At 49.1% G+C, this 22,068-nt stretch carries 24 protein-coding genes; 6 read left to right on the top strand and 18 right to left on the bottom strand.

Features of this window, described 5'->3' with window-relative positions; all coding sequences use genetic code 11:
* Window positions 1-141 precede the first annotated feature (141 nt).
* Entirely contained in the window at window positions 142-726 is a 585-nt protein-coding gene (locus ACEVG1_RS06790) for an outer membrane beta-barrel protein (protein WP_374742829.1), read from the top strand.
* A gap of 307 nt (window positions 727-1,033) precedes the next feature.
* Here ACEVG1_RS06790 and ACEVG1_RS06785 read toward each other — a convergent pair whose 3' ends face one another.
* From ACEVG1_RS06785 to ACEVG1_RS06755, 7 genes are all read right to left on the bottom strand, one after another.
* Window positions 1,034-2,158 carry an NADH-quinone oxidoreductase subunit D gene (locus ACEVG1_RS06785; protein WP_374742947.1) on the bottom strand — a complete coding sequence of 375 codons (1,125 nt, stop codon included), beginning with the start codon at window positions 2,156-2,158 and terminating at the stop codon, window positions 1,034-1,036.
* Window positions 2,159-2,235: 77 nt separating this feature from the next.
* Window positions 2,236-2,736 carry an NADH-quinone oxidoreductase subunit C gene (locus ACEVG1_RS06780; protein WP_374742828.1) on the bottom strand — a complete coding sequence of 167 codons (501 nt, stop codon included), beginning with the start codon at window positions 2,734-2,736 and terminating at the stop codon, window positions 2,236-2,238.
* Between the two features lie 15 nt (window positions 2,737-2,751).
* A complete protein-coding gene (pdxH, locus tag ACEVG1_RS06775; RefSeq protein WP_374742827.1) occupies window positions 2,752-3,405 on the bottom strand; it encodes a pyridoxamine 5'-phosphate oxidase in 654 nt (217 codons plus the stop codon).
* A 51-nt stretch (window positions 3,406-3,456) separates the two neighbouring features.
* A complete protein-coding gene (locus tag ACEVG1_RS06770; protein ID WP_374742826.1) occupies window positions 3,457-4,269 on the bottom strand; it encodes a M48 family metallopeptidase in 813 nt (270 codons plus the stop codon).
* Window positions 4,270-4,429: 160 nt separating this feature from the next.
* Window positions 4,430-5,080, bottom strand: a complete 651-nt coding sequence (gene plsY / locus ACEVG1_RS06765) for a glycerol-3-phosphate 1-O-acyltransferase PlsY (protein ID WP_374742825.1) — start codon at window positions 5,078-5,080, stop codon at window positions 4,430-4,432.
* Window positions 5,081-5,127: 47 nt separating this feature from the next.
* On the bottom strand, window positions 5,128-5,988 hold the full coding sequence (gene nadC, locus ACEVG1_RS06760; protein WP_374742824.1) for a carboxylating nicotinate-nucleotide diphosphorylase: 861 nt from the start codon (window positions 5,986-5,988) through the stop codon (window positions 5,128-5,130).
* Between the two features lie 143 nt (window positions 5,989-6,131).
* Window positions 6,132-6,539, bottom strand: a complete 408-nt coding sequence (locus ACEVG1_RS06755) for a DUF4783 domain-containing protein (protein ID WP_374742823.1) — start codon at window positions 6,537-6,539, stop codon at window positions 6,132-6,134.
* Window positions 6,540-6,778: 239 nt separating this feature from the next.
* Between ACEVG1_RS06755 and gpmI the strand changes: the two genes are divergently transcribed.
* Together gpmI and ACEVG1_RS06745 are read left to right on the top strand one after the other, a co-directional pair.
* On the top strand, window positions 6,779-8,308 hold the full coding sequence (gene gpmI, locus ACEVG1_RS06750; RefSeq protein ID WP_374742822.1) for a 2,3-bisphosphoglycerate-independent phosphoglycerate mutase: 1,530 nt from the start codon (window positions 6,779-6,781) through the stop codon (window positions 8,306-8,308).
* 10 nt (window positions 8,309-8,318) lie between these two features.
* A complete protein-coding gene (locus ACEVG1_RS06745) occupies window positions 8,319-8,876 on the top strand; it encodes a hypothetical protein (protein WP_374742821.1) in 558 nt (185 codons plus the stop codon).
* A gap of 24 nt (window positions 8,877-8,900) precedes the next feature.
* Here the strand turns inward: ACEVG1_RS06745 and ACEVG1_RS06740 are convergent, their stop codons facing one another.
* A complete protein-coding gene (locus tag ACEVG1_RS06740) occupies window positions 8,901-9,575 on the bottom strand; it encodes a tetratricopeptide repeat protein (protein ID WP_374742820.1) in 675 nt (224 codons plus the stop codon).
* Window positions 9,576-10,024: 449 nt separating this feature from the next.
* Between ACEVG1_RS06740 and lon the strand changes: the two genes are divergently transcribed.
* On the top strand, window positions 10,025-12,484 hold the full coding sequence (lon, locus tag ACEVG1_RS06735; protein ID WP_374742819.1) for an endopeptidase La: 2,460 nt from the start codon (window positions 10,025-10,027) through the stop codon (window positions 12,482-12,484).
* Between the two features lie 54 nt (window positions 12,485-12,538).
* The gene (locus tag ACEVG1_RS06730; protein WP_374742818.1) at window positions 12,539-13,840 is read left to right on the top strand and encodes a hemolysin family protein; all 1,302 of its coding nucleotides are present in this window, start codon (window positions 12,539-12,541) and stop codon (window positions 13,838-13,840) included.
* Here ACEVG1_RS06730 and pyrF read toward each other — a convergent pair.
* Together pyrF and ACEVG1_RS06720 are read right to left on the bottom strand one after the other, a co-directional pair.
* Window positions 13,835-14,665 (bottom strand): orotidine-5'-phosphate decarboxylase, encoded by an 831-nt coding sequence (gene pyrF, locus ACEVG1_RS06725; protein WP_374742817.1) that lies wholly within the window; start codon window positions 14,663-14,665, stop codon window positions 13,835-13,837. The two genes, ACEVG1_RS06730 and pyrF, sit on opposite strands and share 6 nt — an antisense overlap.
* Window positions 14,666-14,733: 68 nt before the next feature.
* Window positions 14,734-15,879: an acyl-CoA dehydrogenase family protein gene (locus ACEVG1_RS06720; protein ID WP_374742816.1), complete on the bottom strand. Its 1,146-nt coding sequence runs from the start codon at window positions 15,877-15,879 to the stop codon at window positions 14,734-14,736.
* Between the two features lie 226 nt (window positions 15,880-16,105).
* Between ACEVG1_RS06720 and ACEVG1_RS06715 the strand changes: the two genes are divergently transcribed.
* Window positions 16,106-17,041 carry a DUF6263 family protein gene (locus tag ACEVG1_RS06715; RefSeq protein ID WP_374742815.1) on the top strand — a complete coding sequence of 312 codons (936 nt, stop codon included), beginning with the start codon at window positions 16,106-16,108 and terminating at the stop codon, window positions 17,039-17,041.
* 10 nt (window positions 17,042-17,051) lie between these two features.
* Here the strand turns inward: ACEVG1_RS06715 and ACEVG1_RS06710 are convergent, their stop codons facing one another.
* The 8 genes from ACEVG1_RS06710 to ACEVG1_RS06675 all read right to left on the bottom strand — a co-directional run bounded on the left by ACEVG1_RS06710 (window position 17,052) and on the right by ACEVG1_RS06675 (window position 21,931).
* Entirely contained in the window at window positions 17,052-17,582 is a 531-nt protein-coding gene (locus ACEVG1_RS06710) for an adenine phosphoribosyltransferase (protein ID WP_374742814.1), read from the bottom strand.
* On the bottom strand, window positions 17,575-18,501 hold the full coding sequence (locus ACEVG1_RS06705; protein ID WP_374742813.1) for a ComEA family DNA-binding protein: 927 nt from the start codon (window positions 18,499-18,501) through the stop codon (window positions 17,575-17,577). The genes ACEVG1_RS06710 and ACEVG1_RS06705 overlap by 8 nt, the downstream gene beginning before the upstream one ends.
* Window positions 18,502-18,624: 123 nt before the next feature.
* Window positions 18,625-18,972 carry a ribosome hibernation-promoting factor, HPF/YfiA family gene (hpf, locus tag ACEVG1_RS06700; RefSeq protein ID WP_374742812.1) on the bottom strand — a complete coding sequence of 116 codons (348 nt, stop codon included), beginning with the start codon at window positions 18,970-18,972 and terminating at the stop codon, window positions 18,625-18,627.
* A 14-nt stretch (window positions 18,973-18,986) separates the two neighbouring features.
* On the bottom strand, window positions 18,987-19,868 hold the full coding sequence (locus ACEVG1_RS06695) for a tyrosine-type recombinase/integrase (protein WP_374742811.1): 882 nt from the start codon (window positions 19,866-19,868) through the stop codon (window positions 18,987-18,989).
* Window positions 19,869-19,959: 91 nt separating this feature from the next.
* On the bottom strand, window positions 19,960-20,151 hold the full coding sequence (rpsU, locus tag ACEVG1_RS06690) for a 30S ribosomal protein S21 (protein ID WP_325639415.1): 192 nt from the start codon (window positions 20,149-20,151) through the stop codon (window positions 19,960-19,962).
* 102 nt (window positions 20,152-20,253) lie between these two features.
* Window positions 20,254-20,745 carry a YeeE/YedE family protein gene (locus ACEVG1_RS06685; RefSeq protein ID WP_374742810.1) on the bottom strand — a complete coding sequence of 164 codons (492 nt, stop codon included), beginning with the start codon at window positions 20,743-20,745 and terminating at the stop codon, window positions 20,254-20,256.
* 5 nt (window positions 20,746-20,750) lie between these two features.
* A complete protein-coding gene (locus tag ACEVG1_RS06680; protein WP_374742809.1) occupies window positions 20,751-21,314 on the bottom strand; it encodes a YeeE/YedE family protein in 564 nt (187 codons plus the stop codon).
* Between the two features lie 14 nt (window positions 21,315-21,328).
* Window positions 21,329-21,931 (bottom strand): nucleosidase, encoded by a 603-nt coding sequence (locus ACEVG1_RS06675; RefSeq protein WP_374742808.1) that lies wholly within the window; start codon window positions 21,929-21,931, stop codon window positions 21,329-21,331.
* Between the last annotated feature and the right edge of the window lie 137 nt (window positions 21,932-22,068).

Below are 22,068 nucleotides of genomic sequence, written 5' to 3'. Positions count from 1 at the left end.
AGCGACAAACGCATGACAAACCAAACCATCCCATGACAAAGTTTGGCATCGGTATTGCAATACTGACTTCAAAGGTCAAATAGTATAATCGTAAAGTTTATATGAAAGTACCTTGAAGTTTAACTAAAAATTCAATACAAAATGAAAAAACTATTTTTAACTTTATCAGCAGCCGTAGCATTAACTTTTGCAGCTAATGCACAAACCGAAAAAGGAAAGACCATTTTGGGTGGAACCGTGTCATACGATTACTCAAACGTAAAAGACGTTGATGGCAACGACCAAAGTTTTTCCATTATCCCTAGCGTTGGCGTATTTGTAAACGACAATGTGGCAGTAGGCCTCGGTATTGGTTATGCCTGGGGACAGGATGACAACGGTACAACCAAAACCCAAGCAGGTGAATTTTCGGCCGCTCCTTTTGCCCGGCTTTACAAAGGCGACGGTAACTTCAAATTCTTCGGTCAGGTTTCTGTACCCATGGGTTGGGGAACTACAAAAGCAGACGGCGATAAAACAGGAAGCTCCGCACGCTACGGTGTTGAAGTAGCACCTGGCTTCGCTTTCTTCCCGACTGAAAAAATCGGTATCGAGTTTTCGGTAAGGGGATTATACTACCAAAATGCCACATGGAAGCCAGAAGGCGGCGGCGATGTTACCAGCAATTCTTTTGGCCTGGATGCTAGCTCATTTGCTCCACGCATCGGACTTCAGTTCTATTTCTAAAAAATAGGCACTTATACAAAAAGAGCGCCCTGGCTATTCGCCGGGGCGTTTTTTTATGGTCCGAACCCAAACTAACGCCAATATGGAGACAAGCGAGAAAGCAAAGGAAATAATGACAGGCCTAAAACAAGAAAGGTTTCCAAACGGGGAGAATGGAAACCTTTACTAACCAATTATAAACCTAAATTATGAAGCTGCAAAGGTAGTCATTATTTTCAGTTTTCCAAATTTTATCTAATTTTATTTAACAAGCTGTCACAAACATTTTTCAGAATACTGCAACACACACGAAAACAATACCTTACGATTAACGATCCACTTCGCCCAACACGATATCGATGGAGCCCAAAATCGCTACCAGGTCTGCGATTAATACACCTTTAGCCAATTCAGGGAGCACAGAGAGATTGTGGAAGCTTGGTCCGCGGGCTTTTACCCGCTTTGGAATATCGGTCTTTTCCTGTGTTACGAAGTAGAAGCCCAGTTCACCTTTGGGGTTCTCAGCCCGCACATAGTAATCCTGTGATTTGAGATTCACCTTTTTGGGCACCAATGCCCGCGGATCAAAATCGGCCGTACGTTTCAGCGGTCCCTCCAACCGCCCCAGGCACTGTTCGATAATCCGAACGGATTCTTTGATTTCATCTACCCGCACCTTAAACCGATCCCAGCAATCGCCGATACTACCCATCTCCCCTTTCCCTACCGGAATGTCAAATACCAGTTCCGGATATACCGAGTATTCATCTACCCGCCGCAAATCCCATTTAACGCCCGAAGCACGCAGCATGGGTCCGGAACAACCATAATTGATCGCTACGTCCGCCGGCAGCGCGCCGATGTTTGCCGTTCTCGATATAAAAATCTGGTTTCCCGTCAGCAGCTCATCGAGCTCGGGCAACTTGGGCTTAAAATACCGCACAAATTCACCGCATCGGGCTTCGAAGCCAACGGGCAGGTCATAGAACAATCCACCCACCCAGATGTAATTATAAAGCATCCGCGATCCGGATGCCCATTCGAGCATATTCATGATGTGCTCCCGATCGCGAAAACACCACATGAACGGCGTGAAGGCCCCGATGTCGATACCATACGTACCAATAGCGATGAGATGCGACGCGATGCGGTTGAGCTCGCAGACCAGCACCCGGATGTATTCTATCCGCTTGGGGATTCGCTGATCTATGCCGAGCATACGCTCTACCCCCATCACAAAGGCGTGGCTATTGTTCATCGATGCGAGGTAGTCCATCCGGTCGGTAAACGGAATGGTTTTACCGTAGTTCATGGATTCCGCATGCTTTTCGAAACAGCGGTGCAGGTAACCTACGTGTGGGATGACCTCCTTGACGATTTCGCCATCGGTAACCAACTGCAGCCGTAACACACCGTGGGTGGATGGGTGTTGCGGCCCCATGTTGATAACCATTTCTTCCGCACCTATCGCAGCGAGCCGTGCTTCGTATGCCTCTTGTGCTTCCTGATAGGGTTTGTTCACTTCAACGCTCATTTAATCGCAATACCATGATATGTTTCCGCTTCTTGGTAATCTTTACGCAGGGGATACCCTTCCCAATCTTCCGGCAGCAATATCCGCCGTAGGTCCGGATGACCTTCAAAATAAACACCCATGAGATCAAACGCCTCCCGTTCATGCCAATCGGCGGTACGCCAAACACCGGTCACCGTAGGTACGACGGGAAGGTTATCCAATCGCCTATCGTTGTCTACGGTTACCTTTATGGTGAGCTGATGTTGGTGCGGTATGGACGCCAAATGGTACACCACCGAAAACGAACCGTCCGCCACTCCGTTATCGACCGCACTGATGCAGGAAAGGAAATCGAAATAAGTTTCTTCGTGATCGCGGAGAAACAGACAGACCTCGGCGAGTTTTCCACGGTGTATCACCAGCGCCGGTTGCAGGCCCGATTCCTCAACCACAGCGATTGCCTGGTTACCAAATTCAACTGACAACAGTTGCTGAACGCGCGTTATAATTTCCATCTAGGTCGTTGTATTTTAAGGAGCCAACCGCACGACTTTCCATCCTGCACCCTCGTGCGCATAGCGAAGGCGGTCGTGGAGCCTGTTATCGCCGCCCTGCCAAAATTCAATGGTATCGGGCTGCAGGTAATAGCCACCCCAATGCGGTGGTCTTGGAACAGGCACCCCATCATGATAACGCTCCTCCAGCTCGGCCAATCGCGATTCAAGCACGGCCCTGTCTGCAATCTCCCGGCTCTGCGGGGAGACTACGGCACCCAATTGGCTGCCGATTGGCCTGGAGTGGAAATAAGCATCAGACTTAGCTGCAGGCATTTTGGCTACCCTACCGACTATCCGTACCTGTCGCTGTAGCTCAGGCCAGAAAAACAGCAGGGCAGCAACCGGATTCACATCCAACTCCTCCCCTTTCTGGCTATCATAGTTGGTAAAAAAACCGAAACCGGAATCGTCAAGGTCTTTAAGAAGTACGATCCGAGCCGAAGGCCGCCCATCGGCTGAAACGGTGGCCAGTGTCATGGCATTAGGCTCCATGATACCCCTTTCAAGGGCTTCTTCGAACCACTTCCTGAACTGTACGATAGCATCAGGGGCGGCCTCTCTTTCGCTCAATTCGCCCATCCTATAAGCCGTCCGGATAGCCCCAATATCGGTTTGCTTCAACGTCATCGTATGTTAATGTGAGGAAACAAACATACGAAAAAAAGACCTGAAAACCCCTTATTTGTTATAATAGGTTAATGCTTCGGGCATCAGCTTCTTGATGTTATTGATGCGGCGGGCATCACTTGGGTGCGTACTCAGGAACTCTGGTGGCGCTGCTCCACCCTGAGCACCCTTTGCTTGGGCCATACGTTCCCAGAAGCCAATCGCCTCGTTGGGATCGTAACCGGCCATGGCCATGAACACCAATCCCAGCCGGTCTGCTTCACTTTCTTGGTTACGCGAGTAATTCAACAACGCCAATTGCCCCCCCAGTCCGTATGCTGTATTGAGCACAGCCCGCGTGGTGCTCGATTTTTCTGCCGTAGCCACATCTACGGCGACACCACCGGCTTGAGCCAATATGGTCTGCGACATCCGTTCGGCCGAATGTTTGGCAATGGCGTGCGCAATCTCATGTCCCATCACGGTTGCCAGCCCGGCCTCGTTCTTGGTTACCGGCAAAATACCGCTGTACACGGCTACCTTGCCACCTGGCATACACCAAGCATTGATCTGGTTTTCTTCAATCAGGTTAAATTCCCAATGGAAATCGTATTGGTCGCCATACCCATTTTCTTGCAGGAAACGATTTACCGCATTGGCAATATTCTTACCCACCCGCTGCACTAGCTGGGCTTGGCTCGAACTCTTGATCACCTTGGTTTTGGAATCACCCAGAAAATCTTTGTAGACCAATGCGGCTTGTTGTTGGATTTCAGCTTCATTGACCAGGCTCAATTGCCTCCTCCCCGTCAGTGGAACGGTGGCACATGAAGCGATCATGATAGCGGTCAATAGCACGCAGGTAGGTTTTACGATATTTTTCATCTGTGTATAATTTGCTTTTTTTATGGCGATGAAGCTATCAGATTTATTCATTCCCCTGTGTGGTCTGAAAAATCATGATGGCCTCATGATCTGATCTTTTTAGATGGCCAACAACCACGCTTTTTCCAAAGAAAGCAATATATATGCCGAATTTATGATTTTACACCTTTGACCGTTTCCTAAATAGATACACCTTTGACTCTTTGCCTTTTAGTAGACGTTCTATATTTTTCTGGTGGGTAATCAAAATCAACACACAAATGCATATGCCATACAACAACACCGATTTGACCGACGTGTGAAACAGGAAAACGATACTAAACGGAAAAGCGAACCCGGCGCTAATAGAGCTTAACGAAACGTAATGTGTAAGTAACAGCATGATGAGAAACACAGACACGCACACCAGTGCCGCTTGGAAATGAACCGCCAGAATCATCCCAAACAAGGTTGCGACACCTTTTCCGCCCCGGAATCCGGCGAATACCGGAAATAGGTGCCCTACCACGGCGATGACGCCCAGTGCCAACTGATAATTCACGAATTGGGCGGCAGCCTGTGGGCCGGTTACGGAGGGCCCGATGAAATAGGCCAGGTTAGTCGCTGTCCACCCCTTCAAAATATCAATCAACATCACGGCAACGCCTGCCCTGGTACCCAGTACCCGGAATGTGTTGGTAGCCCCCGCATTGCCGCTGCCATATTCCCTTACATCCACCCGGTAGAACGATTGCCCCAACCACACGGCCGTGGGGATGGATCCGAACAGGTAGGCTAGGGTAACAGCCCCGATGAGATAAATCGATATCATGAATTGCAAATTAACGAAAAAGAAGCAAAAACCAACACCTGCTTTGTTTAATCGATCACTTTTGCTTTCAGGCTCATATCCAAGCTTTTTACCGAATGAGTCAGCGCACCAATGGAAATGAAATCTACCCCAGCAGCCGCATACGCGCGGATATTGTCTAAAGTAATGCCGCCCGATGCTTCGGTAACCATCCGCCCGTTAATCAGCGCCACGGCCTTCCGTAGTTCTTCCGGGCTGAAATTATCGAGCATAATCCGCTCCACACCGCCCACGGCAAGCACCTGCTCTATCTCTTCCAGGTTACGCACTTCCACTTCAATCGCGATGGGCCTATCCATGTTGCCGCGGTATTCGTTGGCACGCTTGATCGCATTCGTTATCCCGCCGGCATAGTCTACGTGGTTATCTTTTATCAGTATCATATCATACAACCCGAACCGATGGTTTACCCCGCCCCCAATCACCACCGCTTTTTTTTCAAGAAACCGAAGCAATGGTGTGGTCTTGCGCGTATCGAGCACCTTCGTTGCCGTTCCTGCTATGGCCGTAACGATACGACGCGTGGCAGTGGCAATACCACTCATCCGCTGCATGATATTGAGTACCAATCGCTCTGCAACCAAAATACCATGTATACTCCCCCTTACAGCGAGTACCACTTCGCCTACTTCAACGGCATCCCCATCCGATTTGAAAACGGTTATCGACAGGGCATCCGTTACCCGGCGGAATACCGCCAACGCCTCGTCCACACCGGCTAATATTCCTGCCTCCTTGATAATCAATTGCGCCTCGCCCGCCGCACCCGGCGGGATGGTAGACAACGATGTATGGTCACCATCGCCTACATCCTCTGCAAGTGCCGCAGTGATAAACCACTGCAACTGTTCGTTTTCTAGCTGCGTCATTGGTTATTGTTTCGTGTGCATACCGTGCACGCCAAGCATATCACATCGGCTTGAACAGGCACAAAATAACTTCGTTTAAACGGCGCTAAGATGGCTATTTAAAACAAAAGAAAAAGAATAAAAGTAAAAATCGGGTAGGTCTGTCAATAAATGGGTTCGATGCGAAATTCCGTTACCTGAAACGCATTGTCGTTGTTTGTCAGCTTGTAAGAAACCCGAAAAGTATCCTTGGAGGTTTCAAGATTAAGCACCACATACCTGAAATTAGGATTCGAATCCAGCCGATGGGCAATCTTAACACCGGTGGGGGCGTTCTTGCTGAAGAAATCGCGTAAAATAATCTCTGCTTGTACCCTTGAATATATCCCTTCGTCGTTCAACAACGTCATGCTCACCGTCGATGAAAAATACTTGGAGAGTTCTTTCGTATTACCTCCCCTTATGCAAGAAGCGATGTCATCTATTACATCGTTGATATTAGCAAATCCTACCGCCATCACGAAGCACATCACCCCTGTCAACCCCATCTTTCTGATCAATCTGATTCCCATCACGTCCACAGTAATCGTTTATTCAAATATCAATAACTTTTGGCATTCAACCTTTTTATTGTCTCCACGGCACGAACTTGAGTGTAGATTAAATTCTACAAAAAGCAGGCATTTACCCTGATTATCGTCCGATGAATAACGTGTAGCCAAAAACATGCCATCTTTTCCGATTGTGTGCCGTCTGTCCTGTAGCCGCGAATAAACTTGCATCTGAAAGCAAGTTTATCTAAGTTTGCTCCGTGAATAACGACAGAAAAGTAGCGCTCATAATCTTAGACGGTTTAGGTTATGGCAAAGAAGACCCATCCAATGCTGTTCTTGCGGCAAACACGCCTTTTTTAGATGAACTCCTGGCCCATCATCCCAACGCCACGCTTGAGGCGTCGGGCGAGGCGGTCGGCCTGCCCGCCGGGCAGATGGGCAATTCTGAGGTAGGCCATATGAACCTGGGTGCCGGCCGGATCGTATACCAGGAACTGGGACGGATACATAAGGCGGTTGCCGATGGTGAATTTGACCGGAATACCACCCTTCAGGAAGCATTCAGCTATGCGAAAGCAAACGGCAAGCGCGTACACTTCATCGGTCTGCTATCCGATGGTGGCGTACACGCCCATACCCGCCACCTAAAAGGGTTATGTGAAGCGGCGAAGCACGCCGGGTTAACGGATGAAGCGGTTTTTATACACGCATTTCTTGATGGGCGCGATACCGACCCCAATTCGGGCATCGGCTACGTAAGGGATATAGAGCAATTCCTAACCACAAGCGTGGGCCAGCTGGCTTCAGCGATCGGCCGGTACTACGCGATGGACCGCGACAACCGTTGGGAACGTGTGAAACTAGCCTACGATCTGCTGGTAAACGGCGTCGGGGTCCCTACTGCAAACCTAGGTGAGGCTATCCAGCAATCGTATAACGAAGGCATTACCGACGAGTTCGTTAAACCGATCGTCAAAACAGGTGACGACGGCAATCCACTGGCGAGGATTGCCGCGGGCGACGTCGTTGTATGCTTTAATTTCCGTACGGACCGCGGGCGCGAAATCACCATGGCCCTCACGCAACAAGCGTTTCCGGAGTTTGGCATGTATCCGCTCCACCTCCGTTACCTCACCATGACCACCTATGACGAGACGTTCAAAGATGTGCAGGTGCTATTTCTCAAAGATAACCTCACCAACACGCTTGGCCAGGTGCTGGAGGCAAACAACAAAACGCAGACCCGCATCGCTGAAACGGAAAAATACCCCCATGTTACCTTCTTTTTCTCGGGTGGGCGCGAACAGGCATTCCGCGGAGAAAACCGCATCCTGATCCCCTCTCCTAAGGTGGCCACGTACGACCTGCAACCAGCGATGAGCGCGCAAGGGATAGCCGATGCGATTTGCGACGACATGATCTCCAACAAACCCGATTTCATCTGCCTCAATTTCGCAAATCCAGATATGGTAGGACATACCGGGGTATTTGACGCGGTGATAACCGCCGTAGAAACGGTAGACCGTTGCACCCGGCAAGTGGTTGAATGCGGGCGACGGGAAGGTTATAGTTTCATCATCATTGCTGACCACGGAAATGCCGAATTTATGATCAACGATGATGGCTCCGTCAATACGGCACATACCACTAACCTGGTACCATGCATACTCATTGACAACGACCACAGCAACATAGCAGACGGCAAATTGGGCGATATCGCGCCGACAATTCTGACCATTTTGGGTGTACCTATCCCCCCAGAGATGACAGGCAATGTATTGGTGTAACGATGTAGGTATGCGTATGCGGCGGCATGGGCTCTTTGCCCACGTAGCTTTGGCAGCACTGCTGGCCATCCCGTCATGCAGCAACCCCGAAGGTACATCCACTGCACGGCACGTAGCGTCCGCCTACTTCAGCTTGGCAGACTATTTCACCGAGGAAGCAGCGCGGTTACAGCGAGCAGATCCGGAAATCATCAAGACCGTATCTAAAAACGGCGACGGGGAGCAGAAAAAGGTACGGGTGACCGATTGGCGCACGGAATTTGGCTTGTTTATCGATGCAGACATCAACAAGCCGGCTTGGCAAGGTAGCTACCGGGTGGATAGCACAGATTTTTCCCTAACTTACACCAGCACCGACCCCAACCTACGTACAAAGGAAATCCGCGTGGAGAAATCAGATGCGGGTACCATTACACATGTCCGCGTAACCAACGCCGTACACAACATGCTGTATCAAACCGACGAACTACTGGAGTACTACGTCGATTCCCTATATCGGATTACCAAACAACAGCACGTACGTATTATCGGAAAAAGCCACTACACCGTTACCGGCGAGTGGCAATAGAAAAGTAATCTTTTAGTTAGGATTTTACTTCAAGTTGTCGCGATAGATCTTGGCCTTCTTGAGTTCCGTCTGAATGTCTTTTTTTCCAGGCGTCATAGCCAGTACCTGCTCAAAGTCGATCACACTGTTATTATATGCATCGGTGGCGACGGTCTTGTCATAGTTGGCAGTTCCGGCCGTACCCCGTAAAATCCCCAGATCGCGGTAGGCAATACCCCTGTTTTGGTAATACTTCACATCTTCGCCATTCAGCTCAATGGCCTTGGTATAATTTACGATTGCCTGGTTCAGCATCTTCTCCCGGTTGCTCGAGCTGATCCGCGTGTCAGTTTGCACGGCCAGGATGTTATTGGCTTTTCCCCGGTAGTAGTAAGCCGACTCATGATCCGGGCGCAACTCGATCACTTTACTGAACGCATCCAGTGCTTTCCGGTACTCGCCGACTTGGTATTGCGAATAAGCCAACATATACATCACATTCGGATCATTGGCTTCCGCGGGCAATGCTTTTTGCAAATGTTCGGCCGCGGCTTTAAAATCACCGTCTATCAATGCTTTCTGCCCCAGACGCACGTGCGGGTTGCTGGGTGCCGTCTCCGTGGTTTGGCCTTGTGCAACCAGTACCGTAAAGCACAGCATCCCTATTACTACACCTGTGTTCAGTCGCCTCAAAAGAATGTTCAAATCGTTTATTTTCATCACGTTATAAATATTATACAAATCTACTCAGTGTCTATTCTTATTAAAAGAACGCACCTTCCACTTAACCTTACTGCAATTTCCGTGCTACAAACATAACCATAAGCTTCGCTACGTACAACCCCTGTCTTCGACGAATTTCCAATTAAAACTCCAAACGGCTTAATTTTATTATGCACCGATCCAATTTTATCATGTAAATACCTATATTAGTAACTTAATCCATATGTTATATTATCTTAACCGATGCATACTAAGCAACCCCGCCACCTGCTCCGTAGCTGACTTTTTTTCAGCAACTGCGCCTCAATGATGCCATATCACATGGAAATATCAAGCAGGCGCACTCTTGGCATAGGCATTGCAACTAAGTCCATAAGATATATAGTTAATACGATACGTGTGCATAGCTGCCAAAATGGCGCCACATCATAGACGAAAAGTTATTCATGAGCAATTTTGATCCATTTGATTTTAATCAAGCCATCCCCATTATAAATGAAGATACGGAATTCTTCCCTTTGTTAAGCCAGCAAGATGAAGATGAGATGAGCAACGCCGACCTACCGGAGTCGCTTTCCATCCTGCCCCTGCGCAATACGGTACTGTTTCCGGGCGTGGTCATCCCTATCACGGTAGGGCGCGACAAATCCATCAAACTGGTAAAGGAAGCCTATAAAGGCGACCGCATCATCGGAGTGGTCTCGCAGCAGAACATGGCTATCGAAGACCCCACATTTGAGCAATTGCACCCGGTGGGTACGGTAGCCATGATTATCAAAATATTGCAAATGCCTGATGGCAACACCACCGTGATCATCCAAGGCAAGCAACGCTTTAAATTGCGTGGCCTCATCCAAAGCGAGCCATACATCAAAGCCCACATTGAACGTTTCGAAGAAAAGAAACACAAAGCCGGCAAAGAGTTCAACGCACTGATTTCGTCCATCAAAGAGATGGCGCTGCAAATCATCCAGCTTTCCCCGCATATTCCCAGTGAGGCGGGCATTGCCATCAAGAACATCGAAAGCCCGGGGTTCCTGATCAACTTCATTTCATCAAATCTCAATGCCGACCTGCCTTTCAAACAGGAACTGCTGGAAATTGCCAACTTGGAAAAGCGGGCCTCCAGAGTGTTGGAACAGCTCAATGTGGAGCTTCAACTATTGGAACTGAAAAACCAGATACAGAACAAGGTAAAGGGCGATCTGGACAAACAGCAACGTGATTATTTCCTCAATCAGCAATTGAAGACCATCCAAGAAGAACTCGGCGGCAATACGCCCGATTTGGAAATGGAAGACCTACGCAAACGTGCGAAGGTAAAAAAATGGTCCAAAGAAGTTGCAGAGCACTTCCATAAAGAGCTCGACAAGCTCGCGCGCATCAACCCCGCTGCGGCAGACTATTCTGTGCAGCTCAACTACCTGGAACTGCTACTTGAGTTACCATGGAACGACTTTTCCAAAGACAATTTCGACCTTAAACGCGCAAAGCGGGTACTGGATCGCGACCATTATGGATTGGAAAAGGTGAAGCGCCGGATTATCGAATACCTTGCGGTATTGAAGCTTAAACACAATATGAAAGCACCTATACTGTGCTTGGTTGGCCCTCCGGGCGTCGGCAAGACCTCATTGGGCAAATCAATTGCCAAAGCCATAGGCCGCAAGTATACCCGTATGGCATTGGGTGGCATCCGCGATGAAGCCGAGGTTAGGGGCCACCGGAAAACCTACATCGGCGCCATGCCGGGGCGGATTATCCAATCGCTCAAAAAAGCCGGCACATCCAATCCGGTATTCGTACTCGACGAAATCGATAAGGTAGGAAGCGACTTCCGCGGCGACCCTTCTTCTGCCCTATTGGAAGTGCTGGACCCTGAGCAAAACAATGCATTTTACGATCACTATGTCGAGCTCGACTATGACCTGTCTAATGTCATGTTCATCGCCACTGCCAACTCGCTGAGCAATATCCAACCGGCCTTATTAGACCGTATGGAGGTCATCGAGGTCAACGGCTATACCATCGAAGAGAAAATCGAAATCGCCAAGAAGCACCTAATCCCCAAGCAGCGGGAGTTACACGGTCTCAATGCAAAGGATTTTTCGCTCCGTGCCAGTGTCATTGAAAAAATCATCGATGAGTACACGCGCGAGTCGGGTGTGCGTGGCTTGGAAAAGAAAATCGGTTCGCTCGTCCGTGGCGTAGCCACCCATATCGTTATGGAAGACCCGCTGCCGACACCTATCGGCAACGATATGGTGGAAAAAACCCTCGGCGCTCCGATATTTGATAAGGAATATTACGAAAACAACGATGTGGCGGGTGTGGTTACCGGCTTGGCGTGGACCCAAGTTGGCGGCGATATCCTCTATATCGAATCGAGCCTAAGCCCTGGCAAGGGTAAATTGACACTAACGGGCAACCTGGGCGATGTGATGAAAGAATCGGCAACCATCGCCATGGCGTACCTCCGGGCAAATGCCAGTGCCTTCGGTATCGACTACCGCATCTTTGACAAGTGGGATGTACACATTCACGTACCTGCAGGTGCCACCCCCAAAGACGGTCCTTCGGCGGGCATCACCATGCTTACCGCCCTTGCTTCGAGCTTTACGCAACGCAAAGTGAAAGAAAAACTGGCCATGACGGGCGAAATCACGCTGCGGGGCAAAGTGCTTCCGGTTGGCGGAATCAAGGAGAAAATATTGGCCGCCAAACGCGCAAACATCAATCAGGTAATCCTATCGAAAGCAAATCGAAAAGACATTCTGGAGATCAAGGAAGATTATATCAAAGACCTCACTTTCCATTATGTTGCGGAAATGCATGAGGTGGTGAATATTGCGTTGTTGAAACAACAGGTAAAGAACCCTAAAAGGCTTTTAACGGACGAGCTATAATACTGTGCTTTTTTGCAGCTTTTGTTTGTATAAATTAATTATTACCTTAGCTACATGCTTACCGAATCGCTGATTATTTTAGCGTTAATCCTCCTAAATGGCGTTTTATCAGCTTCCGAGATTGCTATCGTATCCAGTAGGAAGGCGCGGTTGCAGGTACTTTCCGATAAGAAGAATGCCGCTGCTAAGCAGGTACTCAAGCTCAAAAGCACGCCCAATCAGTTCCTCTCCACCGTCCAAATAGGCATCACGCTCATCGGTATCCTCACGGGTATTTTCGGTGGGGCTACCATTGCACAGCGCCTAGGCATTTACCTGTCGGAAATCACTTGGCTGGCAGAATATAGTGCGCAGCTGTCGGTGCTTATCGTCGTGGTAGCAATCACGTTCCTTACCCTGGTATTGGGCGAACTGGTACCAAAGCGCATCGGGCTGGCTATCCCTGAGCGGTATGCGATGCTGGTTGCTTTCCCCATGCAGGTACTTAGCAAAGTGGTAGCTCCCTTCGTATGGTTGCTCAGTGCTACCACCGAAGGCATTGTCAAAATGTTAAACATCAAAACTTCGCGCAATGCGGTCACCGAAGAAGAAATCAAAGCACTTGTTGATGAGGGGGCCGATAGCGGCGCCATTGAGCATATCGAACACGAAATCGTCGACCGGGTTTTTAGCTTGGGCGATAAGCGGGCCATCAATTTGATGACGCACCGGAGCAATATTATATGGTTGGATATCGATGACGGGTACGAGGTGCACCGAGAGACCATACTGAAAAGTGGCCATACCGTGTACCCGGTTTGCCAGGGTGGATTAGACAATATCACCGGCGTTGTCCACATCAAATCACTGCTCAACCAATACCTCATTGACCAGCCCATCCAATTGGACCGTTTGACACAGCCACTTAACTATGTACACGAAAACAGTTCGGCATATAGTATATTGAACAAATTTAAGGCTTCCAAGATACACCAAGCGGTCGTACTCGATGAATATGGATCGCTGCAGGGCATTGTAACCATCAACGATATCCTTAGCGGCCTTGTGGGTGATATCTCCGATGGGGATACGATCGAGAAACCTGAAATTGTGGCCCGTGAAGACGGTAGTCTGCTGATAGACGGGCAGTACCAATTGGATGAACTGTTTGTAGCGCTAAATATTGACCCCTCGGAAGAGGAAGACGACAGTATGGGAAGCATCAGTACCATTGCCGGACTGGTATTGCTTAAGTTGGGTCACATGCCTACCGCCGGTGAGCGGGTACAATGGAAAGATTACGCATTTGAAGTAGTGGATATGGATGGCAACCGGATAGACAAAGTGCTGGTTACCTACCTAGGGGGACACTCATAGGGAGCGGGCTGCCAATTCTCTCTCCATCTGCTGTTGCAATGCCAGTGCCTCTTCCCTAGCGCGCTCGGCAAAATCTTTACCGTTGGATGCATAGATGATGGATCGGGTGGCATTGACGAGCAATCCACAGTCGGCATTCATGCCATATCGGCAAACGTCTTGCAGGCTTCCCCCCTGCGCGCCGACTCCGGGCACCAATAGAAAATGATCCGGTGCACACTTCCGGATCACGGCAAATGCGTCGCCACGCGTAGCACCCACCACATACATCAAGTTGTCGGGCGTTCCCCAACCGTTGGTTTTTTCAATTACACGCTCAAACAACTGCACCCCATCCGCATCGCGGTGCGTTTGGAAATCCAAACCACCGGCGTTGGAAGTAAGTGCTAGCACAATAGACCACTTATCGTCAAAATCAAGAAAAGGCATCACGGAATCATGTCCCATGTATGGCGCAATGGTGATGGCATCGAAGCCAAGCCCCGATACTTCGCGCTCAAAAAAGGCTTTCGCATACATTTTAGAGGTATTGCCGATATCGCCCCGCTTGGCATCGGCTATACTCAGGCAATCCTGGGGCAATGCAGCCCATGTTTTCTGTAAGCTCTGCCACCCGGCCACGCCCCTACTTTCATAAAAGGCGATATTGGGTTTATAGGCTACACATAGGTCGGCTGTGGCCTCGATAATCTGCCTATTGAATTCAAAAACCGGATCTTCGTAGTCGAGCAAATGACGAGGTATCTTGTCAATGTCGGTATCGAGTCCCACACATAGAAACGAGCGTTTGGTTTTGATCTGGTGGATGAGTTCACTCCGGGTCATAGCTATCTTTGATTTTCGTCACCGCAAACGTAAGACAAAAATCGTTGCTAAAAAACAAAAGGCCGCTCCTATTTCAATACTTCCCGCGCGATAACCAGTTTCTGGATTTCGGATGTACCCTCACCGATGGTGCAGAGTTTGGCATCCCGGTAGTATTTCTCCACCGGGAAATCCTTGGTGTAGCCATAGCCACCGAAAATTTGGACAGCCTCCGTGGCGCACCGCACGGCCATCTCAGAAGCATAGTACTTGGCCATGGCCGAATTTTTGGTCACGTCACCACCGCTGTTTTTCAGTGCACACGCCTGCCTGATTAACAGCTCTGCCGCCTCGATTTCCGTAGCCATATCGGCAAGCTTAAAGGAAATCCCTTGGAAATTGGCAATTGGCTGCCCGAACTGATGGCGCTCCTTAGCATAGTTGAGGGCAGCCTCCAGTGCGCCCTTTGCAATACCCAAAGCCAATGCGGCAATGGAAATACGGCCGCCGTCCAGTACCTTCATCGCCTGTTTGAAGCCCTCCCCTTCCTTACCGAGCAAGTTCTCACGCGGCACCCGGCAATTATCAAATATAAGCTCCGTAGTTTCCGATGCGCGCATGCCCAACTTGTTTTCCTTCTTTCCATGTGTAAACCCGGGTGTGCCTTTCTCAATGACCAAGGCCGACACGCCGGCCGACCGGCTCTTCTCGCCCGTACGAACCATCACCACGGCGATGTCTCCGCTTTTGCCATGGGTAATCCAGTTTTTTGCACCATTCACCACATACTCATCGCCATCCAGTTCGGCCGTGGTACTCATGCGTAAGGCGTCCGAACCGGTATTCGCCTCTGTAAGCGCCCAGGCCCCGATCCATTCGGCCGTAGCAAGTTTGGGTAGCCACCGTTGCCTTTGGCTATCGTTCCCGAATGCCAACATGTGCCCTGTACACAGTGAATTGTGTGCAGCCAATGAAAGTCCTACTGAGCCGCATACCTTGGCCACTTCAACAATGATATCCACATATTCGTCATACCCCAATCCGGCACCGCCGTATGCTTCGGGCACCAATACGCCCATAATGCCGAGTTGCCCCATGGCTTTGAACGTCTCGATGGGAAATCGTTGCTCCTCGTCCCATTCCATCACATGCGGGCGGATGTTTTTATGTGCAAATTCGCGCACCATCTGCCGAACCATCTCCCTATTTTCGTCGCCCATTACTATTGATTCCATAACGATAACTAACTGGTTTGCTGCAATAATAAACATTACCGCGAAGAAAGCAAACCAAAGAAAATACGGCATAATATAGAATAAAACGGTTTTGGGTATGAAATCCGATTTGCCGATTCGGTTTAGCCCGGGCCACCCATATCCGGTAACCGCAAAATATATTTAAAAAAAAGCGGCGTAATCGGCGCAAAGCGTATCTTTGGAGTTAAATCAAAAAACGAACTAGATGAATCGCACAATCATTTCCACGCTTTGGGCTTTCTGTTTGCTTCTAGCCGCGTCCGTAGCTGCCCACGAACCCGGTGGCGAGATCCGCGAGGCACAACCTGGGAAGGCAGCCGTCCAACTGAAATTCAACCTTAAGCCGGGCGATAAGTACCTGTTCTCTTCCGTAGTTAAGCAGGAGATTGTGCAGGAAGCGATGGGACAGCAAATCACTACCACACAAGACATTTCTACAGAATATATCTACACCATCAAAGACAAAGAAAACGGCGTAACGGAAATCGACGTATTAATGAACGCCATAAAAATGGACACGGACGTGGGCGGCATGCAACGGATTACGTTCGATTCGAACAATCCGGAAGCAAGTACCAGCGAGCTGAAGGTCATGTCAAACGTTGTCGGAAAGTCGTTCCAACTTTACATCAATGAAGATGGCAGCGTACAAAAAGTGGTAGGATTTGCCGAGATTTTCGGAACCATGGATGGTCCCGAAGCCGAAATATTAAAGCAATCCTTCGGTGATTCTTCGCTAGTCCAGAGCATGAACCAGATTAGCAATATCTATCCGGGCAAAGCCGTGGAAGTTGGCGACACTTGGGTAAAGACATTTTCTGGTTCCATCGCCAATCTGTTGCACTCAGAAGCCAACTCCGACTTTACGCTTTCCGGGTTGGAGGGCGACATTGCCGTGATCGACGTAGACGCACAATTGATTTTTTCGAAGTTTACCGGCGAAGGAGGCAATCCGATGCTACAAGCAGCTGAATTCGAGATGAGTGGAGCCCAACGTGGCACCATTGAGGTAGACGTCAAATCGGGCCTGCCGATCGTCTCCAAACTTACACAAGACATCCGGGGGAGCATGAACATTCAAGGCATGGAAATCCCGATGTCCATCGTGTCTAACATTACCACAACTGGCAAAAAGTTATAACCCGCAATGGTTAGTCATAGCCTACCAGCGTATGGATATTCCGGCTGAAATTTGCTAGCCGATCCTTCCCGTGGAGGAAGTCCAGGCTGATGATAAAGGTGTAGCCGGCCACATGGCCACCCAACCGCCGGATAAGTTGGCTCGTTGCCGCAACCGTTCCGCCGGTTGCCAACAGGTCGTCGTGTATAAGCACTCGGCTCCCCTCCGCAAAAGCATCGGCATGTATCTCGATGGTTGCATTGCCATACTCAAGCGCATACTCCTGCTGTACGGTATCATGGGGCAACTTCCCTGCTTTCCTTACAGGGATAAACGGCTTTCCCAACCGGAGGGCAAGCATAAGACCGAAAAGAAAGCCCCGGCTTTCAATACCCGCTACAACATCGATCGTATCGCTATCAATCTGCTGGGCCATGCAGTCGACCACCGCCTCGCAGAGCTGCGGATCTTTAAGGATGGGGGTGATATCTTTGAAAACGATACCCGGCTTGGGGAAGTCGGGCACATCCCGGATGGCAGATCTCAATCGTTGGTCAATCATCAGCTAGCGTCAAATAAGGTGCAATTTTAAGAAAAATTTGCTCATCCATAATCGCGATACGCAATAAATCGCTCATCGATCTGTACGGGCCGTGTTGTTTGCGGTATTGCACAATTGCGTTGGCCAGCTTATGGTTGATAAACGGATGGTCACGGAAACGCTCGTAATCAGCGGTATTGAGCGCAATTTTCTGTACTTTGGTCGTATCCGCATATACATGCGCTCTTAGCGCTGCAAACCGTACCGAATCGAACCCATACACGTCCATCAACTGCGATACGTGATGGAAGCCACCTAGTAGCTCCCTGAATCGGACAATACGCGAGGCGAACACCGGCCCGATACCCGGGAGGTATTGCAATTCGAGCGAATCCGCCCCGTTTAAATCGATATGCAGCGCCTGTGGCGGCGGTGTTACAATCGCGCTTGCTACCGTCATGCCGCTATCAGCATAGCTAGCCGCTGCGTGCTTAACCGATTCAACCCGTTCTATTTCTATATACGGTTCAAGCCGCTCGTAGTCCGCATCATTGATGGCATAGATTTTACGCAGATCTTCCTTTTTCCGGAAACGCCCACCTTTAGCCTCGTAGTTCTTTATCATCCGCACCTGCCGTTCAGAAAGCCCCAATCGCTTCCAGTCCACTACGGGCAATCCATTGGGGTCAAACGTAAAATAGGTCGCTCCGGAGGCATGCACGACTGGTTCGCCAGCGGCGTGGTAACCCTTGCTGCGTGTCGGTTGCCGTTTGCTGACGGCCGCGAGAAAGCTGTCTATTTCGGCAACCTTTACGGAAAGGTCACTTTCAGTCACATCGCCACGGAAAGGAAAGATATGCGGAACGCCCCCTAACAACAGCAATACAACCGCCAGTACACAAACACCATTGAGTTCGCGGCGGCTAAAGCCGAAGTACATTGCAAGCCATTTTCGCACGGTTGGTCTACGGTTTGTTGGTCAAAACCACTTAATATCAAGCCCGGCAAGCACTTGGGATCTCTTGCCGGGCTTGGATGGTATCAACAACGATTCATCTACGCGCTATGCGCTCATCTCATCGGTCATCGATAGTAGTTCCTTATGATTACTTGCTTTGGTTCTGGTTTTGGTTTTATGTTTGTTGATCTGCCTACGCAACGATTCCACGGCTATGTCTGTGGCTTCCTCGAAAGATTTTGCCTGCGCCTTGGCAAACAGCTGACTTCCTGGAATATTCAGCTTAAACTCGGTAACCTTGTTGGCTTCGTCTTCTACATTTTCCAACTTGAGATAACACTCTCCATCAATGATCTGGTCAAAGAATTGGTCTAGTTTGTTCACCCGCTTCTGAATGAACTGGATCAACTTCTTGTCTGCGTCGAAACGAATTGATTGCACAATAATGTTCATGATTCCTCCTTTTTTTAAGCTTTTGGATGTGCTTGTTTATAAATCGATTTAAGTCGTTCTACCGAGTTATGCGTATAAACTTGCGTGGCAGCCAGCCCGGCATGCCCAAGTAATTCCTTAATGGCATTCAAATCTGCACCATTGTCCAGCAGTGCAGTCGCAAACGTGTGCCGGAGCACATGGGGGCTTTTTTTCCGCTGAGACGATATGGTACTTAGGTAACGTGTTACGATGTCATAGATCAAACGGGGATGGGCATCCTTCCCTTTATTGGTAACGATAAGGTTAGTCGAATTGTTGTGGGCATACTGTTTATTTTTTTCATCGATGTAATATCGAAGCAGCGTATGGAGCGATTTGTTCATCGGCACAAGCCTCTCTTTGTTGCGTTTACCGAAAATACGGATGTTGCCGTTGTAGAAATCGATATGCTCTTCACGGATTTGCAGTAATTCGGCACGGCGGATTCCCGTACCGAACAACAGCTCCAGCACGGCCTTGTCTCGAATCCCCTCAAACGTATCGGGAAACGAACCCGCCGAATCCAGCATTTCCGACAGCTTTTCCTTATCCACGGTAACAGGCAGTCTTTTCGGTGTTTTCAATGCTTTGACCAAAGTAAAGGGATTGTGCGCAATCGCACCTTCGCGCATCAGGAATCGGTAATAGGTACGAAGGGCAGCCAAACTCCGGTTCACCGATACCGGGCTAAGGCCCGATTCCAGCCGCACGGCCAAATAAGCCCGCGCTTGCCGGTGGGTCATTTGAACGGCGTCCGTATCCAATGTTTTCAGGTAATGGACATACTCCGCCAACTCGTGGCCATAGGCAGTAATCGTATGCTTCGAAAAGCGCTTTTCGTAGGTGATGAAACGTATAAAGCTATCTATAAACATAGAAAAACTACCCTTATATTCTAATGGTTGAATATACGGATAGTTTTCCAGTATTACAAATAAACCGCCTTATTAAAAGGGATAAAATCTGCTAGACAATATCCTGGTTGAGGCTCTGTTTATAAATCGCCTTTTTACGTTGTGTACGACGGGTAACGGATTTTTTCTCATAAGCCTGGCGGGAACGGAGCTCGCGCAACACACCTGTTTTCTCAAACTTTTTCTTGAAGCGTTTCAGCGCGCGGTCCAACGATTCGCCTTCTTTCACATTTACAATGATCATATCCTTTTATACCTCCTTTCGTACGAAAATTTCGGACTGCAAAGGTATTAAAGTTTTGTGTTGTTTCAAAAGGATTATTAAAGATTCTTATTTGCCAACACTTTAATGGGGCAGCTTCTCCCTGAAATATCCGTACACCCAAGTGCCCGCCACAGCGCTCAGCAGGGTTACCACAACTACCGTTGCACCGGTACCGATTTGCGCGAACAATGGGCCTGGGCAGGCACCTGTAATCGCCCACCCGAACCCGAATATCAGTCCACCATAGATTTGACCCTTGCTGAATTTTCTAGGTACAATGGCTATCGGTTCACCATAGATGGTTTTTATATGGAATTTCTTGATGAGCCAAACGGAAATCGCGCCCACCACCACAGCGCTTCCGATGACGCCATACATGTGGAAAGACTGCAAGCGGAACATTTCCTGTATGCGGAACCAACTGATCACCTCAGCTTTCACCAGCACGATACCGAAGAGCAAGCCCGCCGCCAAATACTTAAGGTTATGGTACCACCGGTGTTCTAGCTGGCTTGCATTGGCGCATGTGGCATCTTGTAATCCCATTTCCGAATTATCCGTCGTCTGTAGCATGTCTGTTAACGTGATAAGATGTGTGGCAAAACCAAATTGGCCATGATAAAACCGCCGGCCATAAAACATACGGTAGCCACCAATGATGGCCATTGCAGGTTGGACAGGCCGGTGATGGCATGTCCGCTGGTGCAGCCGCCCGCATACCGGGTACCAAATCCCACCAGAAAGCCGCCTACAACCATCAAAAGAAATCCTTCCGGGGTAAACAGGTTCTGCCAATTCATGATATCTATAGGCACCAGGTTACTATAATCGGTGATACCGTATCCCGCCAATTCGGTTGCCAGCGCAGGGTCCACTTCCACTGCCGCAAAACCCGTTAACCAACGTGCCGCCACCAAACCTCCCAATACGATACCAGCAACGAAGAACAGGTTCCACACTTCTTTTCTCCAATTGTATTTGAAAAAAGGGATATCGGCGGGTATACACAACGCACAAATATGCCGCAGTGAAGAACTAATGCCAAACGATTTGTTGCCCAATATCAATAGTGCGGGCACGGTAAGTCCGATAAGCGGCCCCGCGACATACCAAGGCCAAGGTTGTTTCAAAAACTCCAACATATGATTCTATTTATTCACACAGGGATATCGCTGCTATCAAACCCCAATACGTCGCCGAATGCAACGGCAGCTTTATGTACTTGGACCATCCATTCTTCTGCTGCATTGCCGTCTGCGCCATCAGAAATGTACTTGAGGCAAAGGAAAGGGACCTCCTCTTTCATAGCCACCATCGCCAACGCGTAAGCTTCCATATCCACCACATTGTAGCATGTTGCCGCATGTGCCATTTCAAAGTTATCGCCCGTTCCGCAGATACCTTCTTGCAGGCCATCCATGGATAAACCGTATCCAAGAATAGGAGGCAATCCCGATAAAGGGGTTTCATACTGCTCAAACCCCAACGCCATGACGTTCATATCCCGCTGTATAAATTTCGTACAGCAAACCACTTCCCCCCGTTGGAAATGATTGCTCCCCGCAGAGCCCAGATTAACTATCAATGCCGGTTTCTCGCGCTGTATCGCCTTCAGTAAATGGTAGGTTGCATTTACCTTCCCGATGCCGCAGATTAGGTGGTTATATTCCTTAAACACCTCCGCAGCTTCAGAAGCCAATGCAAAAGTGAACAGGACCCCATCGAAGGGAAAAACATGGTCTTGATTTATGGTAAGCATATCTTCTTCCAGTTGGCACCTATTTCCATAAGCGATCATCAAAGATAGCTGGTTCTAGCTATTCTTTCTTTACAAACTTACTAAATTCCACACCGCCCATTCAAACCCGCGGCGGAATCGTATATTTACACCAACGC

The organism is Parapedobacter sp. 2B3 (assembly GCF_041925275.1).
Lineage (GTDB): Bacteria > Bacteroidota > Bacteroidia > Sphingobacteriales > Sphingobacteriaceae > Parapedobacter > Parapedobacter pyrenivorans_A.
The sequence above is the reverse complement of the archived record's forward strand: the minus strand, read 5'-3'. Positions and strand labels throughout refer to the sequence as shown.

Bases quoted from the DNA above. Each gene is read 5' to 3' on its own strand.
- ACEVG1_RS06790 (WP_374742829.1), top strand. From the start codon at position 142: ATGAAAAAACTATTTTTAACTTTATCAGCAGCCGTAGCATTAACTTTT.
- ACEVG1_RS06785 (WP_374742947.1), bottom strand. From the start codon at position 2,158: ATGGTTATCAACATGGGGCCGCAACACCCATCCACCCACGGTGTGTTA.
- ACEVG1_RS06780 (WP_374742828.1), bottom strand. From the start codon at position 2,736: ATGGAAATTATAACGCGCGTTCAGCAACTGTTGTCAGTTGAATTTGGT.
- pdxH (WP_374742827.1), bottom strand. From the start codon at position 3,405: ATGACGTTGAAGCAAACCGATATTGGGGCTATCCGGACGGCTTATAGG.
- ACEVG1_RS06770 (WP_374742826.1), bottom strand. From the start codon at position 4,269: ATGAAAAATATCGTAAAACCTACCTGCGTGCTATTGACCGCTATCATG.
- plsY (WP_374742825.1), bottom strand. From the start codon at position 5,080: ATGATATCGATTTATCTCATCGGGGCTGTTACCCTAGCCTACCTGTTC.
- nadC (WP_374742824.1), bottom strand. From the start codon at position 5,988: ATGACGCAGCTAGAAAACGAACAGTTGCAGTGGTTTATCACTGCGGCA.
- ACEVG1_RS06755 (WP_374742823.1), bottom strand. From the start codon at position 6,539: ATGGGAATCAGATTGATCAGAAAGATGGGGTTGACAGGGGTGATGTGC.
- ACEVG1_RS06745 (WP_374742821.1), top strand. From the start codon at position 8,319: ATGCGTATGCGGCGGCATGGGCTCTTTGCCCACGTAGCTTTGGCAGCA.
- ACEVG1_RS06740 (WP_374742820.1), bottom strand. From the start codon at position 9,575: ATGAAAATAAACGATTTGAACATTCTTTTGAGGCGACTGAACACAGGT.
- lon (WP_374742819.1), top strand. From the start codon at position 10,025: ATGAGCAATTTTGATCCATTTGATTTTAATCAAGCCATCCCCATTATA.
- ACEVG1_RS06730 (WP_374742818.1), top strand. From the start codon at position 12,539: ATGCTTACCGAATCGCTGATTATTTTAGCGTTAATCCTCCTAAATGGC.
- pyrF (WP_374742817.1), bottom strand. From the start codon at position 14,665: ATGACCCGGAGTGAACTCATCCACCAGATCAAAACCAAACGCTCGTTT.
- ACEVG1_RS06720 (WP_374742816.1), bottom strand. From the start codon at position 15,879: ATGGAATCAATAGTAATGGGCGACGAAAATAGGGAGATGGTTCGGCAG.
- ACEVG1_RS06715 (WP_374742815.1), top strand. From the start codon at position 16,106: ATGAATCGCACAATCATTTCCACGCTTTGGGCTTTCTGTTTGCTTCTA.
- ACEVG1_RS06710 (WP_374742814.1), bottom strand. From the start codon at position 17,582: ATGATTGACCAACGATTGAGATCTGCCATCCGGGATGTGCCCGACTTC.
- ACEVG1_RS06705 (WP_374742813.1), bottom strand. From the start codon at position 18,501: ATGTACTTCGGCTTTAGCCGCCGCGAACTCAATGGTGTTTGTGTACTG.
- hpf (WP_374742812.1), bottom strand. From the start codon at position 18,972: ATGAACATTATTGTGCAATCAATTCGTTTCGACGCAGACAAGAAGTTG.
- ACEVG1_RS06695 (WP_374742811.1), bottom strand. From the start codon at position 19,868: ATGTTTATAGATAGCTTTATACGTTTCATCACCTACGAAAAGCGCTTT.
- rpsU (WP_325639415.1), bottom strand. From the start codon at position 20,151: ATGATCATTGTAAATGTGAAAGAAGGCGAATCGTTGGACCGCGCGCTG.
- ACEVG1_RS06685 (WP_374742810.1), bottom strand. From the start codon at position 20,745: ATGCTACAGACGACGGATAATTCGGAAATGGGATTACAAGATGCCACA.
- ACEVG1_RS06680 (WP_374742809.1), bottom strand. From the start codon at position 21,314: ATGTTGGAGTTTTTGAAACAACCTTGGCCTTGGTATGTCGCGGGGCCG.
- ACEVG1_RS06675 (WP_374742808.1), bottom strand. From the start codon at position 21,931: ATGCTTACCATAAATCAAGACCATGTTTTTCCCTTCGATGGGGTCCTG.